Here is a 17,272-nt window from a genome sequence, read left to right as displayed (position 1 = left end):
TAAACTAAATCAATAAATGCCAAAAAAAGTTGAAAAAATTTGAGTGACAGGGGTTGCCACCCAAACTTTTTTTTAATCCTAATACTACTTTTGTGTAGTAAGGACCATTATAGCCAAGCTTTTAGACCATATTGGCTTTCTAGCATACCAACTGCAAGCATTGCTACTAGACAGATAACTAAAACGCCAACTGGGATAACAATCTTGTCTACAAATGACAGACGCTTCGCACGCTCTTTATCACCAATTAGGCCGTTGTTATCAAGAAGCATAGTCAGTGCCCATGCTAATACTGGGTTAACAACCGCAGAACCGAAGATACAGATACCAGCTGCTTGAGAATCTTTTGAATCCTTAACCATTTGCATACCCGCCTCAAGTAGAGGCAGAGATACACCTACAAGTAGCGCAACACGCATCACTGGTGGCCATACTGCAACGTCCATTGGGAAACCAAGAATCGCAACAATAATACATAGAGAACCAAGCAAGATTGCGCCGCCAGGAATTGGACGTTTCGCGATTGCTGCTGGGATCATGTAAGTACCCCAAGATGAAGTGATGTTACCACCACCCACTGCTGTACCTACCATTTGACGAACTGAACACATAGTCATTGTGTCATCTACGTCCATAAGTACTTTTTCAGACTTTTTAGGGTAGTTCAGTTCTTGGAAGATACGGTGACCTAGGAAGTCAGGCGACCACATGGCTACTGCAAGAATTGCGAATGGTAGAGATGCGATGAAGTGTTCAACGTTTGGCAAGCCAAGCATCCAACCTTCAGAAGTAGAACCCCACCAGTAAACTGGGTTTAGGTTTGGAATGCCCATTTCAGTTTCGAATACGATATCGAAACCAGCACCTAGTGCTAAAGCAATAGCAAGGCCTGTGAATGCACAAACTGGGATAGCTAACCAACGCTTATTCACTTTTGCTAGGAAAGCGTAGATAGCTATAGTAATAGCAAGAACGATTAAACCAACGTAACCCATGCTGCCCGCTTCAACAGTAGAAGATTGAAGACCAACCGCCCATGTTTGAATCGAGTTGATTTGGCTCATGGTACCCGTTAGGCCTAAGAAGATAAGTAAGCCACCAGCGGTACCTTCCGAAGTCAGGTTAACCAGCTTGGAGCCGCCTTTTAGGAAACTTAGGATTAGACCGAAGACACCGATAAGGATTGCCAATGCAAGAGGGTGAGCACCAGCTAGAGCGATGGTACCAATAAGAGGAATCATTGGGCCGTGGTTACCGGCAAGGTTTGCTTTAGGGTTAAAGAAACCAGAAGCAAGGATACAGAACAGCAGTGCAGGGATAAGCATTTCTACACGAGCGACTTCAATCGCAAACTCTTTACCAAGGTTTACGTGCTCCCAAGCTTGAGTTAGGCCATCAGCCCAAGACATCATTACTGCTGAGTACATCGCGATGATACCAATGGTACCAGCAAGTGCAGGAACAAGGTCTTCAAGTTCAAAACGGAAGTCACGACCAGGAAGGTTTAAACCGAAGCGGCGAGGCTTCATGATTTGAAGCTCATGATCTAGATAATCTGAGCGGCTCTCAAATTCAGAAGCAGGGCGGTGTAGCTCTTTATAGCTTTTCTCTTCTACTTCAGAGTTCGCATTGTTCACAACGTCTGACATAGATTCCTCATATTTTTATGTTAGTAATTCTAAAATTGAATTCTATAAGTTCGCGTAATTGCGTAATTGCGTTATTTCTTAGTTATAACTCATTAACATTATGTTGCACGGTCTTGATGTGCTTTATGCAGCTAAGTTAAAAGAAATGTTTGGCATTTTTAATGCCTTATTCTTTGCTGAGGAGTCTAACAAGCTTACCCTTTAGGGTGATTGATCTTGATCACTTTATGAGTGTATGTGAAAGAAAGCTACAAAACGCAGCGATTCATTAACTTCCCATTGATGAATCGTGTAATTAGTTTTCACAAACTGTCGTTTTCTTATCTTCTTAGAGCCTTTACCGCTCTGGTATCAACTGAATGCTCCTTGTTTACTGAGTTATCTCACTATTACTCACTTGCTCGGTATTCTGACTAAAATGCTTACAATGCAGTAACCTCAAAATAATGGTGCTTTATAGAGAGGTGATGTGTTGAATGTGCGCGCTATGTTTTGTCGGCTGCAATGTTTCTAAGTTCACAAAACCTGTTTTTCTTGTGAGACATCAAGCTACGAGAATCTCATTTTGATTAACTTTATTTAAACAATGTAAGGGGGGTAATTACAGCTTATTGATAGAACTCATTCATTAAATTGAGGTGAAAACGCTACCTTTTGCATAATAAGTCAGAGTGAATCGCTATTTATTCCAAATTATTAGGTTAATAATTTGTTGCATGTTATTCCGTGTGGTGCTAGTTTGTATCGCATGAAAAGGTCGGAGTACCTTGCATTTTCACAAACTTGGGAGAGAAAGCGCATGAAAGATGTACCAGCGCTGGACATAAAGGATCTACACAAAACGTTTGGTCAAAATGAAGTTTTAAAGGGAATTTCACTTTCTGCGCATAAAGGCGATGTAGTATCGATTATCGGATCTTCAGGGTCGGGTAAAAGTACTTTCCTTAGATGTATCAACTTGTTAGAGACACCTACCGCAGGCGAGATTTGGGTTAATGGTGAATTAATTCAAATGAAAAACAATCGCCAGGGTGTTTCTGTGCCTGCCAATGAAAAACAAGTACAGCGAATCCGTTCTCGTCTGGCGATGGTTTTTCAGGGTTTCAATCTGTGGTCTCACCTGACCGTTCTCGAAAATGTTATCGAAGCGCCTGTTCACGTCTTAGGTGTACCTAAAGCACAAGCGATTGAAAATGCAGAGCTACTATTGAAGAAAGTAGGTCTGTATGAGCGTAAAGATTACTACCCGGGTCATTTGTCTGGCGGCCAACAACAGCGTGCTGCGATTGCGCGAGCGCTAGCGGTTGATCCTGAAGTGATGCTGTTTGATGAACCCACATCGGCATTAGACCCTGAGTTAGTAGGCGAAGTGCTTGGTGTAATGCGCGATCTAGCAGAAGAGGGAAGAACCATGCTTGTGGTAACTCACGAAATGGCTTTTGCTCGTGATGTATCTAACCATGTGATGTTCTTGCATCAAGGTCTAGTGGAAGAACAGGGTGATCCAGCTAAACTGTTTACGGAACCTGAATCTGAGCGATTACAGCAATTTATCTCATCGATTTACTAATCAGAATTGAAATACCGTTGCCAAGGTAAACAGCGACGGTGTGAACAATAAAACACAACAAGTAAGTTAATAAGTAACAACAAACACAATATTAAAACTAGCAAAACATAAAAACCTAAATCACAGGAGTAGGGATATGAAAAAGTGGTTATTAGTCGCGGCACTTGCTGCAACTGCTGCAACGGGCGTAGCTCAAGCAAAAGAATGGAAAACAGTACGTTTCGGTATTGAAGGTGCTTACCCTCCATTTAGCTGGACAGAAGCTGACGGTTCACTGAAAGGCTTCGATGTCGATATGGCTAACGCACTTTGTACTGAAATGCAGGTGAAGTGTAAGATCGTTGCACAAGACTGGGATGGCATTATTCCTTCTCTACTTGCTCGTAAATATGATGCGATCATCGCGGCAATGTCTATCACGGAAGAGCGTAAGAAAAAGATCGACTTCACTGGTAAATACGCACTTATCCCGAACAAGTTCATCGCTAAAAAAGGTGCAGGCCTTAATTTTGATGATCTAAGTGGTCAAAAAATTGCCGTTCAACGAGCAACAACTCACGACAAGTACCTAACAGATAACTACGGCGACACAGTAGAGATCGTTCGTTACGGTTCATTTGATGAAGCTTACCTTGATCTAGCTAACGGTCGTGTTGCTGCTGTACTGGGTGATGCATCTGCTCTAGAAGAAGGCGTACTAAACAAAGCTGGTGGTGAAGCTTACGAGTTTGTTGGTCCATCACTAACCGATCCTAAGTGGTTCGGTGAAGGTTTTGGTATTGCTCTACGTAAGCAAGACAAAGATCTGACTAAGCAATTAGATGCTGCAATTCTTTCACTACGTGAAAAAGGCATCTACCAAGATATCGCTGCTAAGTACTTTAACTACGACGTATACGGCCAGTAATCTCTAGCGTCACTTCTTAAGGGAGAGGTTCTCCTCTCCCTGTCTTACCAACTTTTTCGCAGTTCTGTTGGAATTCATTATGTTTGATTTACAAGGATATGAAGCTTCGATCCTGAAAGGGGCGGTGCTTACAATCGAAGTTGCCTTGCTGTCGCTAATTTTAGCTATGGTTCTTGGTATGCTAGGTGCCTTAGCAAAACTAGCGCCTTATCGCTGGGCTCGTGCTATTGCAACCCTCTATACAACTGTTATTCGAGGCATTCCTGATCTCGTATTGATGATGCTGATTTTCTTTGGTGGACAGATCCTTTTAAACAACAGTTTGTATTCCATCAATGAGTGGCTCAATGAGTGGTTCACATCCAGTGATCCTAACCACGAATGGACGTCTTACCTACCTGATTATATTGATGTCAGCCCATTTATTGCTGGTGTCTTAACCATTGGCTTTATCTTTGGCGCTTACATGGCTGAAACCTTCCGTGGTGCCATCATGGCAGTTGATAGCGGTGAAATGGAAGCGGCAAAGGCCTATGGTATGGGACCTGTTTTAGCGTTCCGTCGTATTCTATTACCGCAAATGATTCGTCACGCACTGCCAGGCTTTGGTAACAACTGGTTAGTTCTACTTAAAACTACCGCGTTGGTTTCGATTATCGGCCTAGAAGACATGGTCCGTGTTAGCGCATTGGCGGCAGGTTCAACCAAAATGCCATTTACCTTCTATATGACGGTGGCGCTTATCTTCTTATTCTTCACCAGTGTTTCGACAGGCTTACTTAAGCTGGTTGAACGTAAATTCAGTATCCACGCGAGGTAGTTATGGACTTTTCATTGATAATTGAAAGCCTGCCGATTTACCTTGGTGGTTTGTGGACAACAGCTTGGATGGTTTGCGTCGCTTTGATTATTGGCTTATTCGTAGCCATACCATTAGCTATCGCTCGTAACAGTCCAAATATGATGATTAACGCTCCGGCTTGGTCGTTCATCTATTTCTTCCGTGGTACGCCGTTATTGGTGCAGTTGTACCTGATTTATTACGGTATGGATCAATTCTTCCCAGTGAAAGACACACTATGGGAAAACGCTTGGTTCTGTGCTCTGGTGGCATTCATTCTTAACACATCAGCATACACAGCAGAGATCATTCGCGGTGCCATCAACGGGTTACCTAAAGGGGAAGTTGAAGCAGCAAAAGCGTATGGTATGAGTACACCGAAGACTTACCGTCGTATCATTTTACCAAGTGCTTTACGTCGCGCACTACCAGCTTACAGTAATGAAGTCATCTTCATGCTTCACGGCTCTGCGGTAGCAGGTATCGTAACTATTATGGATCTAACTGGTGCAGCTCGTTTGGTTAACTCACGTTACTACGCTCCATTCGAGTCTTTCCTAACGGCAGGCCTGTTCTACATGGCGCTAACGTTTATCATCATCGCGATTTTCAAATTCGCGGAGAAACGTTTCCTTGCTTACCTTAGACCTCTTAGCTAATAGCATCCTTTACAAGTCATAGTGAATAAAACGGCGCTTCTATAGCGCCGTTTTTAATGGCACCAAACAAGCATTGTGAGCTTTTGAATCCTTCAGGCTTTCAATTACTTACCTTCTATCGAAATAGTTACCTTGCTTCAAATTAAACTAACATATTCATGAGATTAATTGCTTTAGGTATGGTGGTAGATAGACTCGGAAAAATTTTGTTGTTGTATGGAATAATGATGAAAAAGAGTAACTTACTATTGAGCTTGGTTGTTTGTGTTATCGCGTTATCACTTTTAGGATGCGGTGGTGGTAGTAGCGGTGAAAGTGCCCAAACTGGTTCTGGAGGTTCTGGAGGTTCTGGAGGTTCTGGAGGTTCTGGAGGTTCTGGAGGTTCTGGAGGGGGGGATAATGGTGGTGAGCCTGATATTACACCGACTCCACAGACAGCCGTTCAAAAGGCGTTGTTCACAGGTGACGCTTCTTATGTGACTGATTCCAAAGAGTTCATTGATGCAAGCCAAGCGTTAGTCGCTCAATACAACTCGGACTACAATCATATTAAGCAAGCTTTATCCCTAAACGCAGAAGGGGAACCTCTACGTAGTCTTCATTGGGATCCAACACATGATACGGCAATTATCTTACCTACCTATGGTTTTAACGATATCATCTTGAAAACCAATAAAGCGATGCAAGATGGCTATGCCGACCAAGAGCTTGTCATTGGTATTGCGGGTTATACATCAGGCGACAACCGCTATGCCGCATTAGCAAGCAACCCGTTTCGAACTAAGCAGCGCTTTCCTGATTCTGTCAACGAAGAAATGGATACTTGGTTGAAGAATTTGGTTCGGTGGACTTCTAGTACTGACTCGCCACAAAATGTTGTGTTAGCTCAGCTTGATCAATCTCATTACTTTCCTGATGACCAAGCGACACGAAACTGGTTAATCGACAATGTTAACGCTTCTATGGTTATCAACGCTGACAATACTTGTGATGGCAGTAAATTAAGCCAATGTCTTGAAGCCAATAACCCTGACTTGCTAGTTTTGTCTCAAAAGTTAAATGATGGCGATGACATTGAAGATGTGATTTCAGGGCTACGCTTGGCGTTCAGTAACAATATTCCAGTGTTATACCTACATCTTGATGGCGGTATGACGGACTTAGGTAACGCACTATTTGCAGAAATGCACATGACGTACGTTGGCGATAACTATTGGCGCAAGCTAGGTTTGTCGAACTGGGACTCTACACAACTGATTGATCAAATACCGGATAATATTGTCCAGCAACAAGCGCTTTTACAGCGATTGAAAGACAACAGTTTCACCGTTGACCTGAATTTGTGTGAGGACAAATCTTGCCCTGACGATTCCAACATGAATGAAGAGTTCTATACTGCGGCGAATAGTATTCGTTCACACCTAACGACTCTTGATAGTAAAAAAACAGACCTGTTTGCAACCGATGATTACGAATATGAAAAGTTGTTACTGTTACTTGCGGATCGTTATCGCCAAGATGTTCAGTACCCGATGGGTAAAGGTGTAACGGAGAGAATCGAGTTTCTTCGTTCTTACTATAGTGATTACGCCGCATACAACAGCCGTTTGTATAATGCGGCACAACCAAGCTTAGGTAATTTTAGCACCAAGAACTTTGAGGATGTCTCTCTAGTAAGCCAAAATATAACCCTAGAGTCTAAGAGAAGCTTCCGTGCGGCAGGCGTGTATGCTTTGCCTGGTAAGACAATCAAAGTGACTCGTTTGGACAGCAATGAAGTAGCTACATCGATAGTATTTAATACGCTACGTAGTGGAGCTACTCACGAATTTTCGGGCGATGATGGCTATGCTAGACCAAAGTTTTTAACCTCGGTAGCCTATCCTGTGAACCCGGGAGAGACGATTTATCTCACGTCTGCTTATGGTGGGACGTTACAGGTTCATTTTGATACTAACGATATTGATGTGGAGCTGCGTTTTGAGAATGTCGCGCAGCATCCTGTCTGGCGCAGTGAAGCAGACAACGAAAGTTTTGTTGCACAGCTTGAAGAAGGAAAGTTTGATTGGGCTGAACTCATTACTCCGGGGTTTGAAGTTCATTCTAAGTTGGACAAAATGAAGGAATCTATCAGTGCTGCTGACTGGGCTCAGCCTCATGATATGGCTCTCGCCACAGAGCGTTATGTACATAACTTTCCTCATGCACTTGCAGGCTTTAAAGGGCCGGGTATTGATGAAATTGCTGAAATACATCAATACGGAGAGGCAAAGGGCTGGGAAATTGCGACCATTGACATTGTAAAGCATATGAACGCAGACCAAGCTAACTGTGGCTATGGTTGTTCAGGAAACCCGTATGATGCCTACTGGTCGTTTCATCCATTAGGGCATGGTGATCTTCACGAGTTAGGGCATGGCTTAGAGCGTGGTCGATTTAGGTTTAGCGGTTGGGATGGGCACTCTACAACGAACTACTATTCGTATTTTAGTAAATCAAAATATTATAAAGACACGGCAAAGGTATCGTCTTGCCAAGGCTTAGATTTTAAAGGGCAATATGAAGTTTTGCAGCAGAGTCGAATTCAACCTGACCCAAATGCTTTTATGGCAGCTCAGAATCAAACTGGTTGGAGTTGGGGAGCGAGAGTCTTCATTCAAATGATGATGTTAGCACAAGATCAAGGCGTATTAGATTATGGCTGGCATATGTTAGGGCGATTGCACTTGATAGAGCGCGAGTTCAACCGTTTAAAGTCGAGTGATGAGTTGTGGATTGCACATAGGCACAACATTGGCTTTGACAGCTATTCAAGAGACGAAGCAAACCAGATCACCAATGACGATTGGCTGTTGGTTGCACTGAGTTATGTCAACGAGCGGGATATGCGGAATTATCTAGATATGTGGGGCTTTAGTTTTACGGAGAAAGCCAAACAACAAGTAGTGACATTGAATTTGCCTCCAATGCCACTAACGTACTTCGCGAGCTCAAACCAAGGCTATTGTGTCGATGAGTTTGCCACAACACCGATTAGTGTTGACGGGACAACCCCTTGGCCAATCAACTAATCTAAAAAGTAAATAGGGAGCATGAGCTCCCTATTTTCTATTTAAACGTTGACCAAATTGGCGCGTGGTCAGAAGGCTTCTCAATGCCGCGCAGTTCGTAATCGATACCCGCTTCAGTGCATTTGTCAGCAAGTTTTTGAGTCGCAAGTACTACATCAATGCGTAGGCCGCGGTTGTCCACGAAACCTTTTGAGCGGTAGTCAAACCACGAGTATTGATCGTTCACTTCTGGGTGTAGCAAGCGGAAGCTGTCTACAAAGCCCCAGTCCATTAATGTTTTCAACCATTCGCGCTCTTCTGGTTGGAAAGAACACTTGCCGGTTTTTAACCAGCGCTTTGCATTAGGCTCACCGATGCCGATGTCTGCGTCGATAGGGCTGATATTAATATCGCCCATCACAATCACTTGCTCATCTTTATTGTGGTGATCGTTTAGGTAGGTCATTAAGTCCTTGTAGAACTGGCGTTTGTACGGGTATTTGGTTTCATGCTTGATGTTATCCCCTTGAGGGAAGTAGCCATTTAGCACAGTAACTTTTTCACCGTTTTCATCTTCAAACGTCGCCATGATCATGCGTTTTTGATGATCTTCATTATCTGTTGGGAAACCCTTTTGCACAGAGATAGGCTCTTGCTTACACAACATTGCCACACCGTAGTGTGCTTTTTGACCGTGGAAGTAAACCTTGTAGCCCATTGCTTCAACATCAGCAATTGGGAAGGCTTCATCGTGTACTTTTATCTCTTGCAGACCAATTACGTCAGGTTGATGTTTGTCGATAACAGCTTGCAGTTGGTGAAGGCGGGCTCTAAGGCCATTGATGTTGAAGCTAATTACTTTCATTTGTTTTTATACCTCTCGTAAACCTTTTTTACTGCTTGTTTTTAAGGGTTTTTGATTTGGTGGATTTCATGGTTCATCGTATTTAACCATGCCTAATAATTTCTGTCGCCACTTTGTCGAGACAAAATGGCGACATTAAATGATGTGAATACTTACAGTTACGTAGAATTTATTGAGTCTTTAGTAAGTCTAAAAAGAAGGCGTATTCAAGTGCGTCTTCTTTTAATCGCTTGAATCGACCAGAAGCGCCGCCGTGACCGGCTTCCATATCGGTTTTGAACACCAGTACATTGTTGTCTGTTTTCATTTCACGCAGTTTCGCCACCCATTTCATGGGCTCAAAGTACTGCACCTGTGAGTCATGTAGGCCTGTTGTTACCAACATGTTCGGATAGCTTTGAACTTTTATATTGTCGTATGGTGAGTAACCCAACATGTAATCGTAGTAGGTTTTATCGTTAGGGTTGCCCCATTCGTCATACTCGTTGGTGGTTAGAGGAATCGATTCATCAAGCATGGTTGTCACAACGTCTACAAACGGTACATGTGCACCAATACCACGGTACAGTTCTGGTGCTTGGTTGATGATTGCTCCCATCAATAGACCGCCAGCAGAGCCACCAACGGCGAACACTTTATCTTTCGCGCCGTATCCTTCTTCAACGAGACCTTTGGTTACATCAATAAAGTCGTTGAACGTGTTTTGTTTGGTCAGTTTTTTACCGTCCTCATACCATGGGCGACCAAGCATTTCTGAACCGCGGATGTGAGCGATTGCAAAAACGAAGCCTCGGTCAAGCAGGCTGAGACGAGTAGAGCTGAAGGTCGGTTCAATAGTTGAACCGTAAGATCCGTAGCCGTATTGGTAAATTGGGTTAGTGCCGTCTTTTTTGAATAAGTCTTTACGATAAACCAAAGAGACAGGTACTTGCTTACCATCGCGAGCCGTTACCATGATTCGCTCTGATTGATAGTTATCCGCTTCGAAATCACCTAATACGGGTGTTTGCTTCTTGATTTCAGACTCACCCGTACTTAGGTCGAAATCATAGTAAGTACCTGGCGTAGTCAAGCTACTGTAATAGATTCGAACTTTTGAGTTATCTAATTCATAGTTACTCGTTAGGTAAGCGGCGAAAGCGGTGTCGTTAAATTCGAGTGGGAACTCTTTGCCTGTTGATAGTTGGCGAACCGTGACTGTAGACAAGCCATCCGCACGTTGCTCGTAAACAAGATGGTCATCAAACAACTCGAAATCAACAAGCTGAGTGTTATCGTCTGCTGCAATGACATCGACCCATTTTGAGCGGTCATGCATATCTTCGGCTGCGACTTTCATTAAACGAAAGTTGACCGCTTGGTAGTTGGTGTAGATGTAATACCAATCACCTAGTTTAGCTATGCTGTACTCTATGCCTGTCTCTTTTGGGTAAAAAGCTTCGGCTTTAGCCTTTGGGTTGTTGGCATCGATGACTGAAACACCACTGGTTTCTGTGCTCGAGTGCCAAATGTAGACCTGTTCACCATCTTTGCTTTTACTCAAAGAGGTGTAGTAAGCGCTGTCGGTTTCTTCGTAGATTAACTCATCGCTTGTTTGAGGTGTGCCTAATACATGGCGGTAAACTTGGTAACCCAGCAGCGTTTGTGGATCTTTCTTGATGTAGTAGAAGGCTTGGTTATCGTTTTGCCACGCGATCGCACTCGCAGCCCCTTCAATTTCATCTTTTAAGTATTCACCAGTGGTGAGGTCTTTGATCTTGATGGTGTAAATGCGGCGGCTCAGCGTATCTTCGCCATAGGCCAACAAGTTTTCGTCTGGGCTGATCGTTAAGCCACCAATACTGAAGAACTCATGTTCTTTTGCTAGCTCGTTAACATCTAAGATGACTTGCTTGTCTGTGCCTAAAAAGTTTTTTTCACGTAGGTGAACTGGGTATTCGTTGTCACCTGTGACTTTATTCGAGTAGTAGTAGCTGCCTTTGCGCACCGGTACCGAATTGTCGTCTTTCGCGATTCGACCTTTGATCTCTTCGAATAATTGTTTTTGTGTTGATTCTGTATGCTTCAGCACAGTCTCTGCGTACTGGTTCTCTTGTTCAAGATGTTGCAAGATCTCTAGGTCTTGGCGTTCATCATCACGCATCCAGTAGTAATTATCGATTCGGGTATCACCATGAATCTTCATTGCATGAGGGACTTTCTTAGCAACAGGAGCTTGGGTTTGCTGAGCGACGAGTTGCGATGGAGAGTAGTGTTTCATGGTTGTTATTCCTTGGTTGCTGCATCCGGCGACAAGCGCGGCCGATACGGCTAATGTGGTTAAAGCGAAACGCATCTGTATATCCTTAGTGTGCACCTTACTCGTTTTAATGCCAGCATCCTTTGTAGTTGGAGCTTAGGTACCTTGGTTTTCTTCCAGTGATGTTATTTATAATTGGATTCTGGATATGCACTTTCAATGTAAGTGTCTGTTATTGTTTCTAAAAAATCAAAGTAATGTTTGATGAAATTGGTGGTAGACACTAGGCGAGGGTAAACGGGCAATAAAAAAGGGACACACTTTTCAGCATGTCCCTTATTTGTGTAGGTAAGATTTGCGTTTTACTTTAGATAGCCAATGGTACTTCGTTTGAGTGGTCAGGCTTGCGATTGACCCAACGTAAACCAAGCATAACGATAAATGACATAGCAATCATCAGGCAACCGAGCGGAAGCTGGTCTTGAGCAGGGAAGAACGATGCCAATAGTGTTGCGATGCCAGCACCTAGGTTCTGCATACCACCTAAGATCGCGCCTCCTGTACCTGCGTGGTATGGGAATGGCGAAAGTGCTCCCGTTGTTGCTGCTGGGAATAAGATACCAGCGCCCAAGAAGTAAATGGTTGCACCGCCAATCAAAGTTAATGCTGTTGTTTGACCAAACAGACCCGGAATCAACACCACTGTTGAGCCTACTAAGATAGCAACTAGACCAACATTCAGTGCGCGGCGCTCACTACGACGTTGTGCGATGTAACTAGATAAGCCAGCACCGACTAAGTAACCCGGGATAGGTAAAACAAACAGCAAGCTTACGGTGGTTGCCGGCAAGCCAAGTACACCGCCAAGCAATACACCAGCCGCTGCTTCAAATACGGCTACGCCCGCGAATGTTGCCACCAGTACCAATAAGAAACCTTGGAAGCGTTTGTCAGACAGAACGAATTTATAGCTGTTTACAACCGATTCGTTTTTGCGTCGCTCTTTTGGTAGAGTTTCCATCATGCTCGTCATCATTGTGATCACAACTGCAATACCAAATAGCGCTAGGAACAAGTAGCTAGAACGCCAGCCAAAAGCCTCTGTCAAGTAACCGCCCAGTACAGGAGCCATCAATGGTGAGAAAATCACGCACATGCTGATCAAACTGTTTGCGCGGTGCAGTTCTGCGTCCTCAAAACAGTCACGAGTCAATGTACGAGACATCGCACCGCCACAACCGATACCCAAACCTTGGATAAAGCTACCCACCAAGAACCATTCATATTCATGAGCGAACAAGGCTACCAATGTACCTATGATGTAGATGATCAAACCAACGACGATGATCGGTTTACGACCTAGGCGATCAGAAAGCGGGCCGTAGACAAATTGCGACAAGCCATAAGGGATCAGGTAACACGCCATCACCGCTTGCAGTGAAGACGCTGAAACCAAGAACTCACCTGCCATATGACCGATAGAAGGCACGTACATCGTTTGAGTCATTTGACCTACGGCTGTCAGAATAGCGATTAAAAAGGTAAGTTTCGCTAATGGAAACGAGGCGGACATTTGCGTATCTCTCCAATAATTAAAGACGTAAAAAGCCAAGCGCTCCATTGAGGAGAGCCAAATGAATAAAGTGATTAGGGAATCTAGGCGCGAGATATTAGAGCTTGAATGCCGACTTAGCAATCAAAAAGTGTGAACTTGATCAAGATAAAAATCTATAACTTGGATTAGAAAAAATAATCCGAAATTGCGGCGTTTTAAAGATGTAGGGAGAGTCAGCTTCCTTGAAATATCGATGCTAGGTTATACCAAAAATGTTAGAGCAATAGGCCTATTGGCAATGATTGTATGAGTAGATTATTTTGAAATCGCACAAGCAATAGGTAAAAGGCATGGCTTGTTAACATTTATGTAAACTTTCGTTTTATATGTAAGCGATTTGTGCTGTAATTATTCGCTAAGCTATTCGTCTAACTCATTTACATTGTGTACAGCAATTTGTTGTCGGTGTGATAGTTATGGTTATGGAAGTCTTTTGGCTTAAATAAGGATATTAAATGCGCTCTCTATCGGTACAGTGGAAAATAACCCTCTTAGCAGGTTGTTGTTTAATCATTACGTCACTGTCTCTTATTGGTTTCTCGATCTACAACGCTACGAGTAATCAACAAGTCATCAAATCTCAAAGCTCAGAATCAGTTATTAATAAAACTCAGCAGTTGCTGGCGTCTGTTTCTCAGCTTAATGCTCAAGAAACTCAACGTTATGTAGATGAAGCTATTTACCGCGCAGAGATGCTTGCGGCCAGTGCTCAGTTCCTAAAGAACAATGCAGACGAAAACTTTACGCCAAGTGAAGAGCTTCGTACCGCCTTGGATGAAATGGTGCGTCGATCGGTTTTAAACTTCGACTCTATTCAAGGTGCGTATCTAGTTTTCAAGCCTGATTTACTCGATAGTGAAGATGCGAATTATGTCGATGCTGATTATGTTGGTTCTAACGAAAAAGGTCGTTTTGCTCCTTATTGGAAGGTGGCAGATAACGGTGAAAATGTTCTAGCGAACGTTCTTTCAGAATCTATCTTGAATGATGACGGCAATAGCGAACGTTTTTACTGTCCTTTGTCTTCAGGGCAAACGTGTATTAGTACGCCGAGAGTCGTGAATAGCGGTGGCGTAACACTACTCACGTCCTCTATTTCGGTCCCTATTTTGGTTGACGACGTTGCGATTGGTTTTCTTGGGATTGACTTAAGACTCGACGGCTTAACGAGTGTAGTCACTCAATCTGATCAGAGCTTATTTGATGGTGCTGGTAAAGTTTATGTGGTTAGCCTAGATGGTTCAGTCATCGCTTCTGATGATTCAAGTATTGCAGTCGGTTCTACCTTCCAAAGTGATAACACCAACAGCGATCGAATGACCGACTTTATCTTTGGCGGTGAAGTGACGACACAATGGAGTGAGAACGGTGAGTGGCTACTTGCATTTGCTCCTGTTGTTGCGGCTAACCAAACTTGGGGTGTGCTGTTTGAGATCCCTAGAGATAGTGTCGTCGCTGATGCAAACAAATTGGATTCCATCATTAGCACCAAGCTAAGTGAAGGTATCAAAACAGAAGTGATTGCCGGTATGGTCTTTATTGTCTTTGGTCTAGCCATTATCGCGTTTGCTTCATTGTCTATTGTGAAACCGATTCGTCAGGTAGTGGAGCGACTGAACGATATCGCTTCTGGTGAAGGCGATTTGACTCAGCGCTTAGAAGTGAAATCTCAAGATGAAATCGGCCAGCTAGCGAAAGGTTTTAATCTGTTCCTAGATAAGCTACAACACACGATCAAAGAAGTCATTCATACCACTGAGCAAGTGGCGAGTACGACAAGCCAGGCGAAAGCATCGGCATCAAGCACCCGAGAAAGCAGTGAGTCTCAATTTAAAGAAGTCGATCTGGTAGCAACAGCGGCAGAAGAGATGACTCAAACTGCGGGCTTAGTGGTACAAAATGCAGAAGTGGCCGTTGATGCAGCGTGCGAAGCGAATCGTTCAGCTCAGCAAGGGCAACAAGTTATCGAGCTTTCAGCCGGTGAAATGAGAAAGCTGGTGGAACGTATGTCGAGTGCTGTTCCTATTGTTGAAGAATTGGCCAAAAATAACGGCAACATCACCGAGATCTTAAGTGTTATTGAGGGGATCTCTGAGCAAACTAACTTACTGGCATTGAATGCGGCGATTGAAGCGGCTCGTGCTGGCGAACAAGGTCGAGGTTTTGCTGTTGTTGCGGATGAGGTAAGAAACCTCGCAAGTCGCACACAGTCATCGGTTGGTGAGATCAGAGCGGTGATCGACAAGGTTCATGCTGGAACTCAAGATGTCGTTGAAGCGATACAAGAAGGCAATATACTTGCAAATGACACAGCACTACACGTTCAGAAAGCTGTTGAAGATCTAGGTTCGATCTTTACTTCTATTGAGGCGATCAGTGATATGAACAGTCAGATCGTTCGTGCAGCCGAAGAGCAACAATCTGTTTCCGGTGAAGTAAATCAAAGCGTGGTTAATATTCGTGACTTAAGTGCGAAGATCCTAGAGCAAGCCGCGGCTTCTGAGCAAGTGGGTAATGAAATTGACCAACTGTCTCAACAACAACAGAAATTGGTTAATCAGTTCAAGGTTTAGTTATTCACGGTCTAGTTATTTAAGCTTATTACCTGTTGAATAGAAAAAGGACAAATGAAGATTTCATTTGTCCTTTTTTATTTTTCTCAGGTTCTAAGTCTCTTAGATTTTAGGGGTTGATTATGTCCGCGAAACCTATTAGCGAAGTTAGTCTTCGATGAACCAGTAACCTTTGTTCACCAATTCAGTCACGACCGTTACGCCCGAAGGAGATAGAGCAGTAGCTGAAGTAATCACGGTTTCATCGCAAAGTATGTTGAGTAGTGATGAATCTGCCTGTTCAACTTTAACGACTTCACCATTAATGTAAGCCGTGTTGCTTTCATTTTCGTGGTAGAGCGCTTTTAAGCCAGATACGCGTTGGATTTCGCCCTCAGACTCTAAGTGTTGAGCAATCTCTTCTTCTGTCCATAATGGCTCAGGAGCGACGATATCAAGCTGGTGGCGTGATTGGCTTAGCAGACAGCCCATGAATTCACTGATGGTTTCAGGTTGCTCTAGTGCAGATTTCAACATGTCAGTGAGATTGCTTAAATCCGATGAACGAATCTTGCCGTAGCCTTCTTGCGTTTTGAATTCTGGATCATGCAGATGAACGTCACCCATATCATGAGCAAGCACAAAATCGGCAAAGTTGCTGATTAGCTCTTGTTCTTTAGGGGAACGGTAGCCAATAGAGTAGCTCATCGACGGCTCTAATGTGTTCCCTTCATGTGGGAAACCTGGTGGGATATAAAGGATATCGCCCGGCTCTAAGGTTTCATCAATGATTGGATCAAAGCCTTCAATTTGACGAAGTGCAGAAGCCTGGATAGTCTCTTTGTATTGGCCAACATCCTTCGCGCCAACCTTCCATTGACGTTTACCTTGGCCTTGAATGATGAATACGTCGTATTGATCAATATGTGGGCCTACGCCGCCTTCTGGTGCCGAGTAACAAATCATAAGATCGTCGAACAACCAGTTAGGTAACGCTTGGAACGCTTCAGTCAGCTGATTTGCGCCTTGGTGCCAATGGTTCGCTGCTTGAACGATTAGCTGCCAATGTGTTTCAGTGAGTTCGCCAAATTTCTCTTCTGAGAATGGACCATGCTCTGCAGTCCACTGATTGTCGAGGTTCGAGACAAAGCGAGAATCCACTTCTTCTTCCATCGATAAACCAGCAAGCTCTTCCGGCGAAATTGGGTCGATGAAGTTTTGGAAGCCACCTTTCAAGATGGTTGGTTTTTTATGCCAGTAGTTTTCAAGAAACTCGGGCATAGAAAAGCTAAGTTGGTACATGTGAATCCTGTATATTTTTATGC

The 17,272-nt window shown here is 43.6% G+C and carries 11 protein-coding genes; 6 read left to right on the top strand and 5 right to left on the bottom strand.

What is annotated here, in order from left to right:
* Positions 1-107: 107 nt before the first annotated feature.
* Positions 108-1,649, bottom strand: coding sequence for a DUF3360 family protein (locus ATB74_RS10860; RefSeq protein ID WP_061018480.1), 1,542 nt, complete (start codon positions 1,647-1,649; stop codon positions 108-110).
* A 799-nt stretch (positions 1,650-2,448) separates the two neighbouring features.
* On the opposite strand from ATB74_RS10860, the gene ATB74_RS10855 reads away from it, so the two are divergent.
* The 5 genes from ATB74_RS10855 (at position 2,449) to ATB74_RS10835 (ending at position 8,697) form a co-directional block, all read left to right on the top strand.
* Positions 2,449-3,219, top strand: a complete 771-nt coding sequence (locus ATB74_RS10855; protein WP_004736532.1) for an ABC transporter ATP-binding protein — start codon at positions 2,449-2,451, stop codon at positions 3,217-3,219.
* Positions 3,220-3,355: 136 nt separating this feature from the next.
* Positions 3,356-4,126 (top strand): ABC transporter substrate-binding protein, encoded by a 771-nt coding sequence (locus ATB74_RS10850; RefSeq protein WP_048659693.1) that lies wholly within the window; start codon positions 3,356-3,358, stop codon positions 4,124-4,126.
* A gap of 79 nt (positions 4,127-4,205) precedes the next feature.
* The gene (locus ATB74_RS10845; protein ID WP_048659692.1) at positions 4,206-4,946 is read left to right on the top strand and encodes an ABC transporter permease; all 741 of its coding nucleotides are present in this window, start codon (positions 4,206-4,208) and stop codon (positions 4,944-4,946) included.
* Between the two features lie 2 nt (positions 4,947-4,948).
* Positions 4,949-5,626 carry an ABC transporter permease gene (locus ATB74_RS10840; protein WP_060982332.1) on the top strand — a complete coding sequence of 226 codons (678 nt, stop codon included), beginning with the start codon at positions 4,949-4,951 and terminating at the stop codon, positions 5,624-5,626.
* A gap of 227 nt (positions 5,627-5,853) precedes the next feature.
* Positions 5,854-8,697, top strand: a complete 2,844-nt coding sequence (locus ATB74_RS10835; protein WP_061018478.1) for an ImpA family metalloprotease — start codon at positions 5,854-5,856, stop codon at positions 8,695-8,697.
* 37 nt (positions 8,698-8,734) lie between these two features.
* Here ATB74_RS10835 and xthA read toward each other — a convergent pair whose 3' ends face one another.
* The 3 genes from xthA to emrD form a co-directional block, all read right to left on the bottom strand.
* Complete coding sequence (gene xthA / locus ATB74_RS10830; RefSeq protein WP_060982334.1) at positions 8,735-9,541, bottom strand: exodeoxyribonuclease III; 807 nt, start codon at positions 9,539-9,541, stop codon at positions 8,735-8,737.
* Between the two features lie 169 nt (positions 9,542-9,710).
* Complete coding sequence (locus tag ATB74_RS10825) at positions 9,711-11,801, bottom strand: S9 family peptidase (protein WP_061018476.1); 2,091 nt, start codon at positions 11,799-11,801, stop codon at positions 9,711-9,713.
* Positions 11,802-12,147: 346 nt separating this feature from the next.
* Complete coding sequence (gene emrD / locus ATB74_RS10820) at positions 12,148-13,353, bottom strand: multidrug efflux MFS transporter EmrD (RefSeq protein ID WP_061018473.1); 1,206 nt, start codon at positions 13,351-13,353, stop codon at positions 12,148-12,150.
* A gap of 497 nt (positions 13,354-13,850) precedes the next feature.
* Between emrD and ATB74_RS10815 the strand changes: the two genes are divergently transcribed.
* Positions 13,851-15,968, top strand: a complete 2,118-nt coding sequence (locus tag ATB74_RS10815) for a methyl-accepting chemotaxis protein (protein ID WP_061018471.1) — start codon at positions 13,851-13,853, stop codon at positions 15,966-15,968.
* A 147-nt stretch (positions 15,969-16,115) separates the two neighbouring features.
* Here ATB74_RS10815 and ATB74_RS10810 read toward each other — a convergent pair whose 3' ends face one another.
* Complete coding sequence (locus tag ATB74_RS10810; protein WP_061018469.1) at positions 16,116-17,249, bottom strand: cupin domain-containing protein; 1,134 nt, start codon at positions 17,247-17,249, stop codon at positions 16,116-16,118.
* Positions 17,250-17,272: the final 23 nt, after the last annotated feature.

It is taken from the genome of Vibrio splendidus, assembly GCF_001557875.1.
GTDB lineage: Bacteria > Pseudomonadota > Gammaproteobacteria > Enterobacterales > Vibrionaceae > Vibrio > Vibrio splendidus_F.
This window is presented reverse-complemented; position numbering and strand designations above follow the sequence as displayed.

Excerpts from the sequence above, each read along its gene's own strand:
- ATB74_RS10835 (WP_061018478.1), top strand. The coding sequence starts at position 5,854 with ATGAAAAAGAGTAACTTACTATTGAGCTTGGTTGTTTGTGTTATCGCG.
- ATB74_RS10850 (WP_048659693.1), top strand. The coding sequence starts at position 3,356 with ATGAAAAAGTGGTTATTAGTCGCGGCACTTGCTGCAACTGCTGCAACG.
- ATB74_RS10860 (WP_061018480.1), bottom strand. The coding sequence starts at position 1,649 with ATGTCAGACGTTGTGAACAATGCGAACTCTGAAGTAGAAGAGAAAAGC.
- xthA (WP_060982334.1), bottom strand. The coding sequence starts at position 9,541 with ATGAAAGTAATTAGCTTCAACATCAATGGCCTTAGAGCCCGCCTTCAC.
- emrD (WP_061018473.1), bottom strand. The coding sequence starts at position 13,353 with ATGTCCGCCTCGTTTCCATTAGCGAAACTTACCTTTTTAATCGCTATT.
- ATB74_RS10840 (WP_060982332.1), top strand. The coding sequence starts at position 4,949 with ATGGACTTTTCATTGATAATTGAAAGCCTGCCGATTTACCTTGGTGGT.
- ATB74_RS10815 (WP_061018471.1), top strand. The coding sequence starts at position 13,851 with ATGCGCTCTCTATCGGTACAGTGGAAAATAACCCTCTTAGCAGGTTGT.
- ATB74_RS10845 (WP_048659692.1), top strand. The coding sequence starts at position 4,206 with ATGTTTGATTTACAAGGATATGAAGCTTCGATCCTGAAAGGGGCGGTG.
- ATB74_RS10810 (WP_061018469.1), bottom strand. The coding sequence starts at position 17,249 with ATGTACCAACTTAGCTTTTCTATGCCCGAGTTTCTTGAAAACTACTGG.
- ATB74_RS10855 (WP_004736532.1), top strand. The coding sequence starts at position 2,449 with ATGAAAGATGTACCAGCGCTGGACATAAAGGATCTACACAAAACGTTT.
- ATB74_RS10825 (WP_061018476.1), bottom strand. The coding sequence starts at position 11,801 with ATGAAACACTACTCTCCATCGCAACTCGTCGCTCAGCAAACCCAAGCT.